Origin of the sequence: Psychrobacter sp. AOP7-A1-24 (genome assembly GCF_052376235.1) — a bacterium.
In the GTDB taxonomy this organism is placed as follows: Bacteria; Pseudomonadota; Gammaproteobacteria; order Pseudomonadales; family Moraxellaceae; genus Psychrobacter.
On the sequence record NZ_JBQSVM010000004.1, the window covers coordinates 1 to 20,049 of the forward strand.

At 41.9% G+C, this 20,049-nt stretch carries 11 protein-coding genes; 7 read left to right on the forward strand and 4 right to left on the reverse strand.

Going from position 1 to position 20,049, the window contains the following annotated elements:
* The first annotated feature begins 142 nt into the window (after positions 1-142).
* Positions 143-1,285, forward strand: a complete 1,143-nt coding sequence (locus tag ACT3QQ_RS02440; RefSeq protein WP_444526776.1) for a helix-turn-helix transcriptional regulator — start codon at positions 143-145, stop codon at positions 1,283-1,285.
* Positions 1,286-1,381: 96 nt separating this feature from the next.
* Complete coding sequence (locus ACT3QQ_RS02445) at positions 1,382-2,029, forward strand: TerD family protein (RefSeq protein WP_444526777.1); 648 nt, start codon at positions 1,382-1,384, stop codon at positions 2,027-2,029.
* Between the two features lie 126 nt (positions 2,030-2,155).
* Here ACT3QQ_RS02445 and ACT3QQ_RS02450 read toward each other — a convergent pair whose 3' ends face one another.
* Together ACT3QQ_RS02450 and ACT3QQ_RS02455 are read right to left on the reverse strand one after the other, a co-directional pair.
* Positions 2,156-3,139 carry an ion transporter gene (locus ACT3QQ_RS02450; protein WP_444519604.1) on the reverse strand — a complete coding sequence of 328 codons (984 nt, stop codon included), beginning with the start codon at positions 3,137-3,139 and terminating at the stop codon, positions 2,156-2,158.
* A gap of 177 nt (positions 3,140-3,316) precedes the next feature.
* Positions 3,317-3,493 carry a hypothetical protein gene (locus ACT3QQ_RS02455; protein ID WP_444521949.1) on the reverse strand — a complete coding sequence of 59 codons (177 nt, stop codon included), beginning with the start codon at positions 3,491-3,493 and terminating at the stop codon, positions 3,317-3,319.
* Positions 3,494-3,852: 359 nt separating this feature from the next.
* Here ACT3QQ_RS02455 and ACT3QQ_RS02460 point away from each other — a divergent pair, with 359 nt between their 5' ends.
* Positions 3,853-4,485, forward strand: coding sequence for an OmpW/AlkL family protein (locus ACT3QQ_RS02460; protein WP_444522129.1), 633 nt, complete (start codon positions 3,853-3,855; stop codon positions 4,483-4,485).
* A gap of 191 nt (positions 4,486-4,676) precedes the next feature.
* Here the strand turns inward: ACT3QQ_RS02460 and ACT3QQ_RS02465 are convergent, their stop codons facing one another.
* Complete coding sequence (locus tag ACT3QQ_RS02465; protein WP_444526778.1) at positions 4,677-6,407, reverse strand: 2-oxo acid dehydrogenase subunit E2; 1,731 nt, start codon at positions 6,405-6,407, stop codon at positions 4,677-4,679.
* 28 nt (positions 6,408-6,435) lie between these two features.
* A complete protein-coding gene (gene aceE, locus ACT3QQ_RS02470) occupies positions 6,436-9,234 on the reverse strand; it encodes a pyruvate dehydrogenase (acetyl-transferring), homodimeric type (protein ID WP_444526779.1) in 2,799 nt (932 codons plus the stop codon).
* Positions 9,235-9,775: 541 nt separating this feature from the next.
* Here aceE and ACT3QQ_RS02475 point away from each other — a divergent pair.
* From ACT3QQ_RS02475 to ACT3QQ_RS02490, 4 genes are all read left to right on the forward strand, one after another.
* Positions 9,776-11,731: a hypothetical protein gene (locus tag ACT3QQ_RS02475; protein WP_444526780.1), complete on the forward strand. Its 1,956-nt coding sequence runs from the start codon at positions 9,776-9,778 to the stop codon at positions 11,729-11,731.
* 249 nt (positions 11,732-11,980) lie between these two features.
* On the forward strand, positions 11,981-12,445 hold the full coding sequence (locus tag ACT3QQ_RS02480) for a hypothetical protein (protein WP_444521946.1): 465 nt from the start codon (positions 11,981-11,983) through the stop codon (positions 12,443-12,445).
* Between the two features lie 73 nt (positions 12,446-12,518).
* Entirely contained in the window at positions 12,519-14,564 is a 2,046-nt protein-coding gene (locus ACT3QQ_RS02485; RefSeq protein WP_444526781.1) for a hypothetical protein, read from the forward strand.
* A 118-nt stretch (positions 14,565-14,682) separates the two neighbouring features.
* The gene (locus ACT3QQ_RS02490) at positions 14,683-20,010 is read left to right on the forward strand and encodes a hypothetical protein (RefSeq protein WP_444526782.1); all 5,328 of its coding nucleotides are present in this window, start codon (positions 14,683-14,685) and stop codon (positions 20,008-20,010) included.
* Positions 20,011-20,049 lie beyond the last annotated feature (39 nt).

Here is a 20,049-nt window from a genome sequence, read left to right on the forward strand (position 1 = left end):
ATCGAACAGCAACCATCAAATAAATATATGCATATATGAACGTCGCTAGACGCTACGCTGCTTTTCTGCGATGATTAACGGTTCCTGATCAAACAATATCGTGCCAAGAACCGAATTGTAACTTCATAAAGGGTATCTCTTAATGACTGTACATCTTACTGATGCTGACAATATCCAAGCTCAGTCCACCCCTAGCGAGCAGGCAAGTGCGCTTGCAGCTGTAGACACTGATACCTCAAAAGAGGCCAATGCCACCAATGTCAGTGACAATCGACATGGTGCGGCAACGACTGCACGGCAGTGGCAGGTACTATCACAACTACAGCGCAATCGCTGGGTAGGCACCACGCATATTTATGAGCAGCTGATGATGGCAGGCTTTGATATCAGTCTACGTACTGTCCAACGTGATTTGAATGCACTCGCCAAGCGCTTCCCTATCGAAAAAAATAATGCCAATCCACAAGGTTGGCGCTGGAAAGAAGATGCACCATTACAAAGTTTGCCGCATATGAACTTATCACAAGCGGTTGCTTTTAATATGGTTGAGGCCAATCTGACCCAGTTACTGCCACCTGTCATCTTAGATGAATTATTTCCTTGGTTTGACTTAGCACGGCGACAGCTCAAAAACAGCAAAGTAACTCACTCTTGGATAGACAGAGTGCGAATTGAACCTGCTACACAGCCACTTATCGCACCAGATATAGATTTGGATAGTAAAGACAATATTTACCACGCGCTATTTTATCAGCTGCAGATTCATGCTTGTTATACTCGTAGCAACAAATTACAAGCCAGTGAATACGTCCTAAATCCAATCGCCATTATTCAGCGCGGCGTGATCATCTATCTACTGGCAACCCGTACTGATGACCCAGAAGCCACCATTCGCACTTTTGCCTTACATCGTTTTGATAGTGTTGATATTCTTGAGACCGCTGCAAAAACGCCAGAAAATTTTCAACTCGATACCTACTTAGATGAAGGCAGTATGGGCTTTAGTCATCCACTGTTTGGCGAGTTGGACGAGCGCGGTAAAAATACCGCTGTCGAACTTAGGTTTACTAGGCAAGCCGGTAAAAGTCTGACCGAAAGTAAGCTTAATGACGATCAAACTGTTACGCTAAACAACGATAATACCCTGACTGTAAAGGCTACTGTTAACTTGACCTCACAGCTGGTCTGGTGGCTACGTGGATTTGGTAGTGGCCTATTAGACGCTAAACCTGAGCTACTCTATCAAGCAGTGTTAGATAAATCTTCGACAGTAAGCAGCAAGTGATGTTACTAATATGAGATAGGCTTACATTAGCCATACTCATGTGAGTAGTCAATAATTTATACAACGGTTAAAAATTAAGAATAAAAAAGGAAAGTTATGTCGACCACTGCTCCAACACCGCTGCTGTCAGATAGTTTACGAGGACTGGGACTAGACGCGGGAACTTTGTTTTTTGCGCTCAATTATGAATTTACCAAAATTGAACCCAAAGGTCTGTTTAAACGCTTCAAGAAACATCAAAGTGCAATGGATATTGATTTGGCGTGCGTGCTATATGATGATAACTGCGTCATCAATGACATCGTTTGGTTTAAGCAATTGCGGGATAAAGCGGAGTCGATCAAGCATCAAGGAGACAGCTTAAATGGTAAAGATCGCGGTGAACAAGCTATGTATCTTGCCCCACTTGATCAAGAGCAAATCAGATTAGAGCTTGAGAAAATACCCGCTCATATCAATCATATTGGCTTAATTGCCAACTCATATCATGGTCATTCGTTCTCTAGGGTTAAAAAAGGCGAAATTCATCTGAGTGATGACGAAGGAAACCGTTGCTTTGAGGTGAACCTAAAGCAGCTCCCACGCGACTGCACCACTCTATGGGTAGCGCATTTGCGTCGATCTGTTGATGACTGGCATTTAACATTGCAGAACTTACCTCTGTCTGCGGAAGAACTAGCAGGTGCAGCACAAGAAGTGGCTCATGAATTAGCGCGTGCATTGCCTATCCCTCAGGGAGTATAAAGTTCGCTAGTAACCGCACTTGGAAAAGGTCTTGTACCATGCAAATACAAGACCTCTTTTTGTGATTGAAACGTTCACGTAATTAACTGCTAAAAACCTATCCGCTCTAAATTACCTGACTCTTACCTATAAAACTTCACCACAATTTGGACAGAACTTCTTTTTACGCGTCTCAACTTCTTTTTCACGCCGCTCAAGCTCTTGCTCTCGAAGTACCTGTAGGACGATATTTTGTGCCTGTTCCTTATCTAACCCAAGCTCTCGACGAATTTTATCGATCATCATCTGATTCTGTACCAGATCAAAGTCACTATCAATCAATTGCTCCCGAAAATGCTGTTCAAGCTCCTCACGCCGCTGAGCCAACTCATTCGCCAATCCCGTCGCTAGAATACCAGCCGGTAGTGCGGCGAGACCCACACCCAGTATCGTAATGATAGCACCCAATATTTTACCAGCATTCGTAATTGGCGTAACATCTCCATAGCCTACGGTTGTTAGTGTCACCACAGCCCACCACATCGCTTTAGGTATGGACTCAAACTCATCTGGCTGTGCGTGATTCTCCACTAGATAAATACCGCTAGAGGCGGTCACAATCATAATAATAAGAATAAAGATAACGGCCTGAAATGAGCCTCGCTCCTTGCTAATTACGACTAGCAAGATACGCATTGACGCAAAATAACGGGTTAATTTCAGGATTCGAAATAAGCGTAAAATACGCAAGAAACGCAAATCAATATTGACAAAGAAATTCAAAAAGGCTGGCACGATAGCCACTAAATCAATCAATGCTGATGGACTTCTGAGCCAATCCCAACGCTGTTTCCACGTTGTATTATCGGGCTTAGCTTCAGCCACACTCCATAGGCGCAGTAAATACTCAATAGAAAAGACAACGATGGAGAAATTTTCGAATAGTGTGAAGTAGTTTTGGTAAGGGTAATACCACTGATCGACAGACTCCGCTATTACAGCGGCTACATTAGTCATGATCAAAAATATGAGAAAATAATCGACGTAACGGCTAAATAATGTGTCATGTTCTTCATTTTGTAAAATATCATAAACAAAATGACGCAAGCGCCGTATAGATTGGAATAACATGCCAGCCCTATGCGGTGAAATACCGATTTAATATTAGTAGAATAAAACAACGGTCAAACAATAAAAATCAAACTTTCATCACAGAACATAGGATATATTTGCAGCAATCATCCGTGATTTTTATCAGAAGCGCCTCATTTCAGTACTGACTTGTCTATTACTAGCCAGAACTATCAGCTATACAAAATACAGGTAATAAATATAGACCGATACCAGCAGTATAAACACAATGAGCAGGATAAAGAACCTTAAGAACTGTTCATCAGCACGAAGCTGCTGGCTAATATCTTGCGCAGGTATCAAAAACAAATCACATTCAGGGCAACAATCATCTGACTGATTCAATATTTTCATAGTACACGCATTCTTACAGCGTAGAGGTGAGTTACTGCAATAGCCAAGCATAATATATTGCACCTCTTATTGAATCATAAATAAGAGATACCGACTCACGTCAATGACCCTTACTTAAGAAGCAGCTTTTGTTGTGTTCAATTATAGACTGTAGACAACTGAATTACATGTAAATGTAATTTATTGCAGAAATATTGCTACTTTATGCTTAAAACCTTACCAGTAATAATGATTTTCGTACTATAATAGAGAGCAAGTGTTACAGGTTAGATACTAATCATGACATTGTGTATCAGTAGCTAATGCCATCCCTCATTAGAGAACTGCTGATAATTTTTATTACGTTAAGGAATTAAATGATGAAACTACAATCCCTAGTTTTAGCAACTGCTGCTGCACTTACAATGACAACTGCTTTTGCTGTCCCTGCTGGTACTTGGTCTGTTGCTGCTGGCGCACACATGGTTGATCCAAAAAGTGATAATGGTCAATTAGCTAACGATACTTTATCTGTAAAAGTTGACGACGACATCCGTGCAACTATCAGCGGTGAGTATTTTATCGCTAACAACGTTGGTGTCGAATTACTAGCTGCTATTCCGTTTCATCATGATATTACCCTAACAGATAATGCTGGTAACGAAATTGATGCAGAAACGCAGCATCTACCACCTACTCTATCTGTGCAGTATCACTTCGATGGCTATGACCTACCTATGAATGTGAAGCCTTTTGTTGGTGTTGGTGTGAACTACACAACTTTTTTCAAAGAAAGAATCTACCTTGGTAATGGTAACGATTTAGAGCTTGATGATAGCGTTGGCGTGGCTGGTCATGTTGGTCTTGATATTCCTTTTGCTCCTACCGAAGCTTTCCGTATCGATGCCCGTTATATGGACATCAAAACAGATGCAAGCCTAAACGGTGACGATATCGGTGAAGTTGATATCAGTCCTTGGGTATACGGTGTCGCATTCGTTAAACAGTTCTAAATCAGTAAAGATATTATGTGTAATAAAAGCCAGCTTGATAGCTGGCTTTTTTGTGCCTATTAATTACGGATATCAATGTTTACTCTAATTATTAAGTAATCATTTATAAAGCAGCTAATAACCTATAAAAACAAATAATCTCCATAAAAAAAGACCACCCGTGGGCAGTCTTTTTTAATTACTAGTTAGCTTTAGATCAGTATACGACGTGGATCTGCTAGTAGCGTTGCAATATAACGAGTAAATACAGCAGCATCTGCGCCATTGATTACACGGTGGTCATAAGACAAAGACAACGGTAGCATTAAACGTGGCTCAAAACTTTGTGTCTTAGCATCCCAACGTGGCTGCATACTTGCTTCAGAAACCCCTAGGATACCAACTTGTGGCCAGTTAACTAATGGTGTAAAGGCAGTACCACCCAAGTTACCTTGGCTCGATATAGTAAAGCTTGCCCCTTGTAAGTCTTTAGTGCTGAGCTTCTTATCACGAGCTTTTACAGCAAGCTCACCGATCTCAATCGCGATTTGCTTTAGGCCTTTATCTTGTACGTTTTTGATGACAGGTACGATAAGCCCATCATCTGTTGCCACAGCAATACCCATATTGACGCTTTTGCGTAATATAACCTGAGTATTGTCATCGCTCAAATGACTATTGAATCGTGGATGCTGAGTCAACGCATAAGCAGTTGCTTTAACCACAAATGCCAAGATAGTAAAGCCAATACCTTCAGCTTTCATACCACCTTTTAGCTCACCGCGTAGTTTTTCAGTCTCAGTGATATCAGACAAATCGAACTGCGTTACTTGCGGTAGCAAAGTATTGTAGTTGAGCTGTGGTATCGAGACTTTCTGCAAGCGGCTGAGGTCTTGTGTTTCTGTTTCACCCCAAATTTCAGCATTACTCATGTCAGGCAGTTTTGGTAGACCCGAGCTGGCAGCATTACTGCTCACAGGTGCCGCTTTCTGCTTGGTTAGACTGTTTTTAACATGTGCAAACAAGTCTTCTTTTAGAATGCGATCGTTTAGAGCTGAACCATTCACTTGTGTGATATCCACACCTAGCTGACGCGCTAGTTTGCGAACGGCAGGACCTGCATACACATCAACCAATTTTTCATTGACTTGTGCTTCAGTTAATTTACCCTCTGCTTGGCTAATAGCTGTATCAGTATTAGTCGGCTTAGCAGCTTGTTTTGGCTCACCCGTGGTTTTAGTCTCTGGTTTATCTTCTGTTTTGGCTGGTGCTGACTCTTGCGGCTTTGGCGCTTCAGATTCACTGTCACTAGCACCATCTGTGCCACTTGCCATAATAACGATATAGTCCTGACCATTAGCGACCATATCACCTGCTTCGACCAAGATTTTCTCAATCTTACCAGCAACTGGTGCTGGCACTTCGACCGATGCCTTATCTGATTCGATGAGCAAAATTGACTGCTCAGCGCTGACAGTATCACCAACGCTAACCATAATTTCAGAAACTTGCGCTTCATCAACACCTAAATCAGGTAGCGCATGAGTAGTTGCTTTGCCAGCACTAGCGGCTGGTTTGGCAGCAGACTCTGACTGTTTTGACTCAGTTGCAGCAGGCTCAGGTTTTGACTCTGGCTTAGTATCGGTATTATCGTCTGCGTTATTTACTTCTTGCTCTTCAGTAGCAGCATTGTCACTACTGCTTTCTTCGCTGTCGTCTGCACTTTCAAGCTCAATTAGCACCATACCTTCGCTAACTTGATCACCGATAGCAACACTAATTTTAGTCACTTTACCGGCAGCAGAACTTGGTACTTCAACCGATGCTTTGTCAGATTCTAATAATACGATGTTGTCATCTTTTGCGATGACATCACCAATTTCTACCATAATCTCGCTGACTTCGGCGCTATCAACACCTAAATCGGGGGCTTTAATGTCCATGATTTATTTCCTCGTCTTATGGTTATTATTATTTGGCATCTTTATCATCAAGTACATTTGCATCTGCTTGATCTTCATCACTAATCTCATCATCATCTTCAGCGATAAATTCAGGTACAGGATTTGGGTTTACGTTACCTGGTGCTGGTGCATCTGGAGACTGATCATAGTAAGCCTGCTGTTGCCATGCAGGTGGATGATCCACATCGATACCCAGGCTTGAAATCGCATCTTTAACCAAACGCATTTCAACTTCACCTTCATCAGCTAGGCGCTTAAGCGTTGCCACCACAATGTGTGCAGCATCAACGTTAAAGAAACTACGTAAGTTTTCACGAGTGTCAGAACGGCCATAACCATCAGTACCCAAAGTGGTATAAGGACGGTTGTCTGGTAACCAAGCACGGATTTGCTCAGAGTAGTTACGCATATAATCGGTCGCTGCAACCACGATACCTTCGTGCGGCGCTAACTGCTCAGTAACCCAAGGCACTTTCTCTTCATCCATTGGATGTAGGCGATTGTAGTCATCACAATCCATACCATCACGAGTCAGCTCATTGAAGCTGGTCACGCTCCAGACATTAGAGGTGATGTTGAACTCGTCTTTTAGAATCTGTGATGCTTTTTGTACTTCGCGTAAGATAACACCAGAGCCTAATAGCTGCACTTGTGCTGAGCCATTATCTTCGAGCAAGTACATACCGCGCTTGATACCTTCCTCTGCACCTTCTGGCATGGCAGGCTGCTCGTAGTTTTCGTTCATCAACGTCAAGTAATAATAAACGCGTTCGCCTTCACCATACATGCGACGTAGGCCATCATGCATAACAACAGCTAGCTCATAACCAAAGCAAGGATCATAGCTGACACAGTTTGGCACCACATTGAACAGGATCTGTGAATGACCGTCTTGGTGCTGTAAGCCTTCGCCGTTAAGTGTCGTACGACCAGCTGTCGCACCTAACAAGAAGCCTTGTGCCTGACAGTCGCCTGCCGCCCATGCCAAATCACCCACACGTTGAAAACCGAACATTGAGTAATAGATATACATCGGAATCATCGGCAACGCGTTTACAGAATAACTGGTTGCCAACGCAATCCAAGTACTCATTGCGCCTGCTTCGTTGATACCTTCTTCCAACATGTGACCATCGAGGGCTTCTTTATAGCCCATCAATGCTTCACTATCTTCTGGCGTATATTTTTGACCAACAGCCGAGTAGATACCTAGCTGACGGAACATACCTTCTAGACCAAACGTACGTGCTTCATCAGGTACGATCGGTACGACGCGATCTTGGATGTCTTTGTTTTTTAGCATCGCAGATAGCAAGCGTACAAACACCATTGTCGTAGATTGTTCTTTACCGTTGCTACCTTTTAATACCCGATCGAACATTGATAATTCAGGGATATTTAGTGGAATATGACCACTGCGACGGTTCGGCAGATGACCACCTAACGACTCACGGCGACCTTTAAGGTACTTCATTTCCGCCGAACCTTCTTCAGGACGATAGAATGGTAGAGTCTCTAACTGCTCATCAGTAAATGGTAAGTCAAAACGGTCACGGAAATACATTAACGCTTCTTGATCAAGCTTTTTGACCTGATGCGATTTATTGACGGCTTGCGTTTGGGTAGACAAACCATAACCTTTAACGGTTTTGACCAAAATAACCGTTGGTTGGCCTTTGGTTTTCATCGCTTCACTAAAGGCAGCGTAAACTTTAACCGGATCATGGCCACCGCGGTTCAGACGTGAAATTTCTTCATCAGTCAACGCATCTGCCATTTCTTCTAACTCTGGATATTTACCAAAGAATTCTTTGCGAGTAAATTCAGGCGTACGCGCTTCATATAACTGATACTCACCATCCACCACTTCTTCCATACGTTGTTTGAGCACACCCGTATGATCTTTACCAAGTAGTGAATCCCAGTTACCACCCCAGATGACTTTAATCACACGCCAGCCTGCGCCGCGGAATACTGACTCTAGTTCTTGAATAATCTTGCCGTTACCACGGACTGGACCATCAAGACGCTGTAAGTTACAGTTGATTACCCATATTAGGTTGTCCAATTTTTCACGACCAGCAAGAGAAATTGCTCCTAGGCTTTCTGGCTCATCAGTTTCACCATCACCTAAAAACGTCCAAATCTTACGACCTTCTTTTTCTAGCAACCCACGGTTTTCCATATAGCGATGTACATGGGCGTGATAGATAGACATGATTGGGCCAAGTCCCATTGATACCGTTGGGAACTGCCAATAATCAGGCATGAGATATGGATGCGGATAGCTTGATAGACCTTTACCACCGACTTCACGGCGGAAGTTATCAAGTTGATCTTCGGTCAAACGACCTTCTAGATAAGAACGGGCGTAGATACCTGGCGCTGAGTGACCTTGATAATAGATCATGTCACCACCGAAGTGATCGCTAGCCGCGCGGAAGAAATGGTTGAAACCCGTTTCATAAAGTGTCGCACTAGAAGCAAATGTCGCTAAGTGACCACCCAAATCATCATCGTTCTTATTGGCACGCATGACCATGGCAAGTGCGTTATAACGAATCAAAGCACGTATCTTACGCTCCATGCCCAAATCGCCTGGGTACATTGGCTCATCTTCAACCGCAATACTATTGACGTACGCAGTATCTAGTCTATTGAATGGCAACCCTTCTTGAACTGCCATATTATATAACGCTTTCAGAAGAAACTGGGCACGGTCCTTGTCTGCGTGTTTGACCACAGATTCGAAGGCTGCTAGCCATTCCTGCGTTTCGGTGCTATCAGCATCCTTATAATAATTCATTCTTGTTAATCCTTTTATATCAGTCACACCTACCTAATGGCAGGGCTTCGTTGAATAATGCGTGATGAGAGATTGGTTTACCTATGACATCCTTGCTACTTTCAAGCATTCCGTTGTTTTGTGCGATGACATACAGCTCGATTATAAAAATAGTATTATTTCGTGTCAGCCAGTGCATCAAATCAACACACTTTCTAAACAATCCATAATGCTATAACTATCCGTTTAATCGTTTATTGATTATGACATTTCATTATAAGTGTTTACAGCCTAGTTGTTTATGGCTGTAGAGAAATGAGAAAATAACAAGTATTTTTTAAATAAATAATGATTAGTTTCTAGGTAAATATTCTTTGATAACAGATTTGTAATCTGTGACCAGTTGATTACCTAGCACACGGTAATTTGTCATAATAAAAGTACCTTTCATCTATTTAATATGATTTTTACAAAAATATTACTTAATATACAAAATACGTGTAACACAATTTTTTTAGTAAATAAACGTTTACATTAGGCTTTAGTACATAGGAATATTAATATGCATCAAGCACGCCAACTTTTGAATTCAACGAAAAAGCATTTATTCAATAGGTGCATATGTCAAATGATGGCATTGCTAGCTACTACTCCTATGCTTTTGATTAGCAATTCAGCCTTTGCTGAAGCTAATCCCGTATGTCCGAGTGGAAATGCTTTGTATTATTTAGGATCTAAGAACACTACGCCCGCACCTAAAGGTACCTTGAGTTGGTCAGCAGCAGGCAACTCTAGTACCACATATAGCTTTGATAATGGACTTAAACTCGTTTTATCTTTTTCTGATATTAATTTCGTTAGAACTGGTTATCCAGAAGTCAGTACCTTTACTGGCGTTACTACCAATGCCCTTAATATGCGTCATAGCAGTGAAAATCTTGATATTAATCATAGGTTAACGGCTACTATTAACAAACCTGTAACAAAATACGGTTTTGTAGTTCAAGATTTAGATGCTAATGCAGCTGGAAGATATACTGAATCAGTATCTATTGTTACGTCGGGTGGTATTTTCAGCAATTTCGCTAATAACTTTACTGTATCTAATTCAAATAAGACGATTACCGCAAACCGATGGACTAATTGTAGCCCCACTCTTCCCTGTAACTTTAACATTGAATGGGAAGCCCAATCAGCGAGTACACCATTCATTACAACTCATGGTAATACTTATACCGGGGCTTCCACAACTATATCAACTGGCGATCATGTCGTGGGCTACTCAGACTTTTATTTCTGTCTAGCACCGCCGAAATTAATAGTTAAAAAAGAACTTAGTGGCAGTCGTATCAACAGTAACGATCAATTTGAGATTAGTACAACAGAAGACGAAAAAACAACTTTATTGAATCAGTTTACTACTACTGGAAACGGAACGACGCTTGGCAACAGCAGCAGTAGTGTAAAAAATCTGAAAGAAAATACTACCTATATCATATCTGAGCGCGTAATAAATGGCGGTGATATTACTAACTATAATGCTACTTATAGTTGTCTTAACTCAACAATGGGTAGTAAATTCACTAGTCTCGATGGCTCTGGTAGCTCTTTTAAAATATCGGGTCTAAGTTATGGTGACGAAATTACTTGTACTATTACTAATAGTTCGAACTACGTATTTTCAGGCACCGTATTTAATGATAATGGAAAAATCGTAAGTCCAAATAAAGACGATGTATCAGACAAATACTTAAATAATAGCCTTTATTTTAACGGTAAATATGACTCACCAACTGAATCTGGTATTCCCTTTACTACAGGTCATACTGTTACTCTAAACAGATGTACAAACGATGGCGGCACGTTTGCAGCACAAACGGTAAACATTGGTAGTGACGGAACCTATAGTTTCAGCTTAACGCCTGCACAAGTGGGTAGCTATACAAGACTTTGTGTTACTCAAAATGAGCCTAGCAATTATGAATATGCTGTGGATACCACGAGTAATTCACGACAGATAGATATTACCAACAGTAAATATAACTACCCTAACAACGATTTTGGTGATGTTGTCCAAGAGAATGCGGCTCTGGTATTGATCAAAAGTCAGTACATTCATGACTGTAGTCTAAACAACCTTAGCACAATCGATGTTGATTATGACGGTAGTGCTAGCGACGCGTATAGTACGGAATCAATATCTAACATCATCCCAGGACAATGTATCGCTTATAGAATTGAAGCTATAAATCGCGGAAATGTTTCCCTGACAGATATTGTTATCAAAGATACGCTACAGAAAAAAAGCGACTCCAACAGCTCACTAGTTACCTCTACCCTAGTTAACCCAATACCTATTGGTGAAAACAGCGGTGTTCCATCGTTTACCTCAAACTCAGTATCTATTGGTGAAAACGGTACAGTTACTACCAATGCTTTTTCTTTAGGTACTACCAATGCCACGCGCCGTCAGGCCATCCGTTTCAATACTAAATATGGTAATACCATTACTAACTAAACACCTGTTTATCAAATTATTAAACATTCAATTAAGCCCTGTCTAACCAGACAGGGCTTTTACCGTTTATATACGTCAAAATACCAGTTGTCGTTTTTGTGATGAATAATTGTATAGATTGCGTGACAATAGAAAAAAGCGAGAGAGGTGCTGTCTAAAAGCCATATAGGTATTAGATTTCAGGCTACTCAATCACAACCTGCAAATTTAGATTTTTGCTAATAGCAATAGTCTAAGAAAGGATTTTATATGAAACGTTTCAAACTTTTACACAGCATTTTATTGGCAACTGTTGCTTCTACTTGTTTGTTAAATGTCGCCCATGCTGATGATGCTTTAAAAATGGAACTGACGGCTGACAAAGTAACCAAAAATGCAGATGGTGAAAATGTTTATTCAGCAGTAAGCACTGCACCAGCAGGCACTGTAATCCAATATAAAGCGAATTATACCAATACCATCAATAAAGACATTAACGACTTGATGGTGACATTACCTATCCCTGCAAACATGACATTCACTGGTGAGGCAAATCCTACAAGTGCACAGGCAAGCACGGATGGTAAAAACTATGCTGACATGCCTCTTATGCGCAAGGTAAATGGAAAGATGGTTAAAGTTCCATATTCTGAATATCGCACCCTACGTTGGAATATCAAACTATTACCAGCCAAGAAATCAGCGGCCGTGGCCTTAAACACCACTGTTAACTAGTTTCATAAACATCACATTATTTTTAACGTTTTAATTCTTAATTCGATTTTTACTATTAACCTTGGAGTACTACATGAAGTCAAATACCTTTAACTATAGCCTGTTAGCTGTTGGTGTCGCTGCAGTAATGGGCATCTCTACAAGCGCTATGGCTGAGACAAAAACTGCTGAAGATGCAGTCATTATCAACAACATTGCAAAAGCTAGCTATAGTGTTGATGGTGTAGCACAGAACGAGGTTGAATCAAACGAAGTTACGGTTAACGTATCTGAAACTGGCTCTTTCTCACTAGTTGCACAGAATGAGGATGGTGGTGCCCCTAATGATGACATAAACACTGGCTTAGAAGTGGTACCTACTGGCGTGGCTCAGTTTACTCATCGCCTAGAAAATTTAGGTAACTTGACTGATACCTATACCATGGCATTGACCAACAAAACTGATGATACCAAAAACTTTGATCTTGCCGCTACTAAAGTCACTTACGTTGTTTATAAAGACGATGGCGCCGTGGTTAGTACCTTTACTGATATCACGGGTACTGACTTTACTAATACTGATATTGTTCTAGAAAAAGATGAGTATGCAATCATTACTATCGACGGCAAAACCGCTGGTAACGTAGGCGGTGATACTCAGAACTTGACCTTAACGGCCAAGAGTACGTATCTAGCGAATCAAGGAGGAGCTCCTGCTGATGCTATAGCTACCAATACTGACGAATCAATCACCAAGCTACCTGTGTTCAGTATTGTGAAGTCAGTTTCGCAAACGCTAGACCTTAATAACGTCGATGCCACTGCAGAGTATACAATCACAGTTAAAAACGATAAGACGGCTGCCTATGCCGCTGATGCGGTTGGTATCAAAATCGTTGATAACTTACCAGAAGGTCTAAAGCTAGTAACGGACTCTTTGACAGCAGCTAGCATTACAACTACTGGCTCTGCAACCAAAGGAACTATCGCTCAAAACAATAAGGGCATCGGCTCAGGCTCTACAATTGATGGTTTCGAAATTACTGGTGTTGATCTTCCACTCGGTGAAACTATTACTATCAAATTTAAAGTACAACAAGATACTACCGAGACACTAGCAAAAAGCACGATTAACCATGTAAGTGTTGAAGCACCTTTGGGCGGTGGTAGTAACGTTACCATTATTGATAGTACTGATGGCACCAATGGTGACGAAAATACGAATACTTATTATCCAAGTGGCGCTGATACCGAAAACGAAAATGGTACTGCTCCAACCACCCCAGGTGGTGATTCAACCCAACCATTGACGTCTAATCAACGTGCTTTGACTTTAACAGGCCCAACCACTAAAGAGGTGCCAAATACTTCGACGGCAGCTACTCAGGCGGTACATCAGACTGTCATTACCAACACTGGCCGCGAAACTGAAGGCGCTAATGCTGGCGAGTTGAAATTTAAGATCGAAGATGGCGGTAATAATGACAAGGTAGAACCTGCCAAGACTGGCAATATCACACTCGTTTATGACAAAGATGGTGATTCAACCACTACTACCGATATTACGACCAAAACACTTCCTTACAATGAATCTGGTGAATACGATGTTAATGCTGCATTCCCAGCTGGTATAGCGCCTAAAGGTACTGTAACCATCACCTATAACGTTGTATCAACGGCTGCTGAGACTGGTACTTCTGAAACTACTAAAGTGACCTTAATCCCAGGTGGTACTGACAGTCCTGTGGCTCCTGCTCCTGTCGTTGATACCACGAATGTCAAAGGTGTGGACTTGGTTAAAAGCCAAGCGCTAGACGCTACTTGTAGCGGCAATGTTGCTGACAGTGCATTTGGCTCTGAGGATTTAGAAGCAGAGCCTGGACAATGTGTCGTTTATAAAATCGTAGCGACTAACACATTTTCAAGCCGTCCCGTCACTAACTTAGTAATCTCGGATTTATTGTCTAACTTCTCAGCAGGTGCGACCGTCCAGACTATTTCCCCGACTACCACAACTGGTTCAGACAATACCATTACCGTTGCAGCTAATAACGACAACACGTCGATTAACACAACAGTGAGTCCGCTAGCAGCTACTAACACGGCTACCCTAAAATTCTCAGTCAAAATCAAACCATAATTAATTTATAAGCATCCTAGAATGCTTATAGACCAGCCCTCTAGCTTGAATTGTGCACATATTATTCAAGCTAGAGACTTATTACTCCCTTTGTGTTTTATTGGATAAGCGACCTATTATGACATCTACTGTAATCAATACGTCTAAAAACATCACATTGTGTACAGCGAAAATCTCAGCGCTGTCATTTGCAATGTTGCTTATGCAATCGAATACCGCCTTTGCTGCAACTGATTCATTGGTACAGCTGATCAATAACACCGCTCAGGCCAGCTATAACGTTGACAGTGAGACCAGCGCTACTATCAGCACTGACTCAAACCAAGTACAAGTGAAAGCTTCAAATCTACCTGAATACGGTATCAGCTTGACTCAGCATGCTGTACGCACAGTCATGCCTAATACACAGGTAAGTTGGACTAACGTACTGAGTAATACCAGCTATAGTGATCAGACTGTTGAGCTAACGCTAAACGTTTCGCCTACTCTATCTAATTTACAAGTTTATCAAGATTTAAATAAAAACGGCATTGTCGATAGTGACGATAGACAATTGATTCTTGATAACCTGAGCGCTCAGATCAAACTTGGTCAGAGTGAAAGTATTCAGCTTATCGTACAGGCTTTGTCAGATGCCAATGGTGAAGATGGCGATACTGCCGATGTGAAAATTGGCGCTATCATACTGGAAGATCCATCAATAGCCGCTGTCGAAGCCATCGATAGACTGCTCATTATCGAACCTGAAATCAAATTTACGACTCCTCAATTCGATGGTACTAAAACCGACTCGCAAATCGGTGACAATGTTTATATTGATGCCAGTTATGCTCAGTGCAACGTGCAATCTGATAAACCTGATCAAGTATGGGTTACTGTTAAGTCGCCAATGACTGGTGATACCTATTCTTTCAAAGGAATCGAGACTGGTAACAATACAGGTAAGTATCACCTGTCTGCACCGACACAGAACAATGCCAATGCTATTGACGATAAACTGATTCAGACATTGGTCGATGATAAGTTGACTGCTGAGTTAACCGCTTGTATCGATCCTTCTGTTGGTACAGGTACCGATCAGCTACCAAATGATAGTGACCTTACTGTACGTATCGATAATTTAAACACTCAAGTAAACATCATTGATAATAACGCAAGCCTAGTCGTTACTAAAGAAAGCGATGTCAAAACTGCAGAGCTTGGTGATTATGTTAGCTATACCATCGATATTAGTAACAACGGCAAATCGACTGCTTACGATGTACAACTAAAAGACGCCTTACCACGTGGTTTTGACTATGTTGAGAATAGTGTCAGTGTTAGCCCAACGACTGATGTCGATATTAACCAAGCACAGACGACAGAGTTTAAAGCTGATGGGAAATATCAGGTATTGAACCTAGGTAACATGGCTGTTGGCGAAAGTAAGAAAATTACTTATCGCGTACTAATCGGTGCGTCATCGCTAGGCGGCGATGGTATTAACCGTGCCACCGCCGTTGCTAGAAATGACCAAGGACAAAGCGTAGGCTCGAGAGAAGCCCAGTGGAAGATTGAAGTAGAACGTGGCTTGATGAATACTGACGGTATTATCGTCGGTAAGGTCTATCACGATATCAACCGTGATGGCATTCAGCAAAAAGAAGACGGCGAGCTTGGCGTCGCTGGTGTACGTATCTACATGGAAAACGGTAACTTTATCGTGACCGATCCTGAAGGTAAGTATAACTTCTACGGTGTCAGTGCCAAAACACATGTACTAAAGGTCGATCGTACTACTATCCCTAGAGAAACTGAACTGGTTACTCAAAGCAATCGTAATGCTGGTGACGCTGGTAGCCGTTTTGTTGATTTAAAATACGGCGAATTACATCGTGCGGATTTTGCGATCGTTGGCGGTATGGCAGATAGTACTGAGCGCTTAAACGCTGAGTTGATTGCTCGTAGCAAACTAGTAGACGCGAAAAACGACACGTTAGAACAAGCCGTAAAAACCGAGCTAACTTTAGATCCTGACTATAATACCGATAACACTGACAATGTAGATGCTAGTGGCTGTAACATCAACGGTGATTTGGATCTTGGTAACAGCTGTGATTCGGCTATCGTTAATGACATGGTCAATCCAGCAGATAGCCGCGTTGATATGGCAGTAACCACTGTTGCCCAGCCAGTAGAAAAAGAGCTCGAAGAATACTTAAGAGAAGTGTCGAGCAACGATGTTGCCTTTATTAATCTAAACGAAGGCCAACAGCTTAGCACTTACAAACAAATGGTACAGGTTCAGGCACCACTTGGGTCTTTGTTCACACTATATGCCAATGGCAAAGCTGTGTCAGAACAAAAAATAGGTAAAACTGCTGAGCAAGAGAAACAGAATGTAATGGCTTTCGATTACTATGCTGTTGATTTACAGCGTGGCAAGAATATATTGCGCGGTGTCGCAACCGACATAAACGGTCAAGTCATCTCTGAGCAAACTATCGAAGTATTAACTCCTGATAGCTTACAAGCTATCGACTACCGTACTCAAGCACAGTTAGTACCAGCTGACGGTATTAGTGAATATCAGGTCGTTGTTAGTCTAAAAGATCGTGATGGTCGTCCCTACATTGCATCAACGCCGATTACTATCGACACAAATATCGGCCGAGTGAATCTAAAAGATGGCAGTCAAGACAAAGCAGGCACTCAAGTCACTGTTTCTGGTGGTGAGCTATTAATTCCCGTCACTGCACCTAGCGTACCGGGTAAAGGTGAGCTAGTCATTGATACTGGTAACAGCAAACAAATCATTCCGTTACAGTTCACCGCTCAACTACGTCCACTGATCGCTGTTGGTATTGTAGAAGGTGCTATTTCACTAAAAGACTTTGACGGTGGCAGCATTACCGATGCTCAAGGTGCATTTGAGCAAGAGCTAAATGACTTTGCTGGTAATGATGATTACACAGCTTCTGGTCGTGCTGCGATGTTCCTAAAAGGAAAAGTACGCGGCGACTATCTGCTAACGCTTGCATACGATAGTGATAAAAAAGGCGAGCGTTTGTTCCGTGATATCGAACCTGGCGAATATTATCCTGTCTATGGTGATTCATCAGCCAAAGGTTTTGATGCTCAGTCTACTAGCAAGCTTTACGTGCGCCTTGATAAAGGTCGCTCGTTCGCTATGTATGGTGACTTGAAAACTCAGATCGATGACGACGAAGGTATCAAGCTTGGTCAATATAACCGTACATTAACTGGTCTAAAAGCTCAATTTGAAGACAGCGATACTCGCGTTACTGCCTTTTTAGCAGAGACCAGTACTAGCCAACGTGTAAATGAGACTCGCGGTTTGGGCATTTCAGGTCCATATCCATTGGCTGAAAACTTTGATGCGGTATTAGAAAACTCTGAAACCGTTGAAGTTATTACTCGTGATGCCGATAACCCTGGGCTTATTATCAATCGTGAGACGCTTACTCGCTTTGCTGATTATGAGATTGACCCTATCAGCCGTAGCTTATTTTTGACTTCACCGATTGCTAGTCAAGATAGCGCAGGCAACCCTATCTACATCCGTGTCACTGTCGAAGTTGATGAAGGTGGTGAAGATTACTTCGTTGGTGGTATTGCAGCGAAGCAGCAACTAACGAATAAAGTCGCCATCGGTGGTAGCTACGTGAATAGCGATGACCCACTCAATAAAGAAGAGCTGGCTAGTGTTAATAGTGTTGTTAAATTCAATGATAAGCTAAAGCTAGTCGCTGAATATGCGATGAACAAAGCTGAAAACCCAAATTTTCAGTCAAGTAATCAAATCAATGCGACAGAACTGACCGATAGTGATGTTGAAGGTAACGCACTACGTATTGAGCTTGATTTTGACAATAAGAAAAACACGCTTGCCAAAGCTTATTATAATGATGCCGACGAAGGCTTTGTCACTGGTGCATCACCGCTTACTGCTGGACGTACTGAGTCTGGTGTAGAGGTTACTCATACACTGAACGATAAGCAGACTGCACTTAAGTTAGAAGGTATACGCACAGAAGAGCATACTACTGATGCCAGCCGTGAAGGCGTACAAGCTAGCGTTGAACATCGTTTAAGTGAGAACGTCGTTGGTGAAATTGGGGTTCGTTATTACAAACAAGACGCGACTGCTGCCTCACGTAATACTCAAGCAGCGACAGACGTTGTAGATATTACAGACGACACTCTGTTTAATGATGACATTATCAATCAGTCAGCGTTAAATGGCGTGAGTAACGCTGAAGAAGATATTGAAGGTACGACTGTTCGTGCTCGTCTTACCTCTCGTCTACCTAAGTTGAATGATAGCTTGGTATTTGCAGAGTATGAGCAAGATATCGAAAACAGCTCACGTAACGCAACTTCTATCGGTGGTGAAACAGCGCTTGGTAATTTGGGTCGTCTATACGCACGTCACGATTTGATTAATAGCCTATCTGGTACTTATGGTCTTGATGATACAGATGAGCGTCAACGTACCACTGTTGGTTTTGATGCAACTTACATGAAAGATGGTAAGGTTTACAGCGAATACCGTATGCGCGATGCCATTAGTGCACGTGAGGCAGAAGCCGCTATTGGTCTAAAAAACAAGTGGTATGTTCAAGAAGGTTTAACGTTAAACACTTTATTTGAGCGTGTTGAATCTCTGGAAGGTGAAGAAAGCAACACTGCAACAGCGGCAGGCTTCGGCGTTGAATATCTTGCCAAAGAGAATTATAAGGCATCAGGACGTTTTGAAAAACGTTGGGGCGAAACAAGTGATACGCTACTTGGTAGTGCTGGTATCGCCTATCGCTATACCGATGAGGTTACCTTCTTAGCCAAAGACATCTATTCACGCACTGACTATAGTGATGGCGATCGCACTATCAATCGTTTTCAGCTAGGTGCTGCGTATCGTGACTACGATAGTAATCAATTAGATATGCTTGCAAAATTCGAATACCGTTTGGATGACAATAATACTGGCGATGACGCTTATCAAAAAGACACCATGATTTGGTCATGGAACGGTAATTACCATCCTACGCGTCCATTGACGCTATCTGGTCGTTACGCTGGTAAGTATACAGAGTACGAAGCAAACAGCTTAACCAGTAATAATACGGCTCACGCTGTTTATGGCCGCGGTCTTTATGACATCAGTGAGCGCTGGGATATCGGTTTGCAAGCCGGTACGTACTGGAATGATCAGGCAAATGATTTAACTTACATGCTTGGTGCAGAAGTCGGTTATAGCCCAATGACCAACCTTTGGTTATCACTTGGTTATAACTTCATGGGCTTTGAAGATGAAGATATTGCTTATGATGACAGCACTCAGCAAGGTGCTTACTTTAGATTGCGCTTTAAGTTCGATGAAGACTTATTCAAACGTGAAGATCCACGTAAGAACCAGCGTCTAAGCAGAAACTCTGCATTGTAATTGAATGATACTATCGCAAGTACAACCTCATGACAGTAT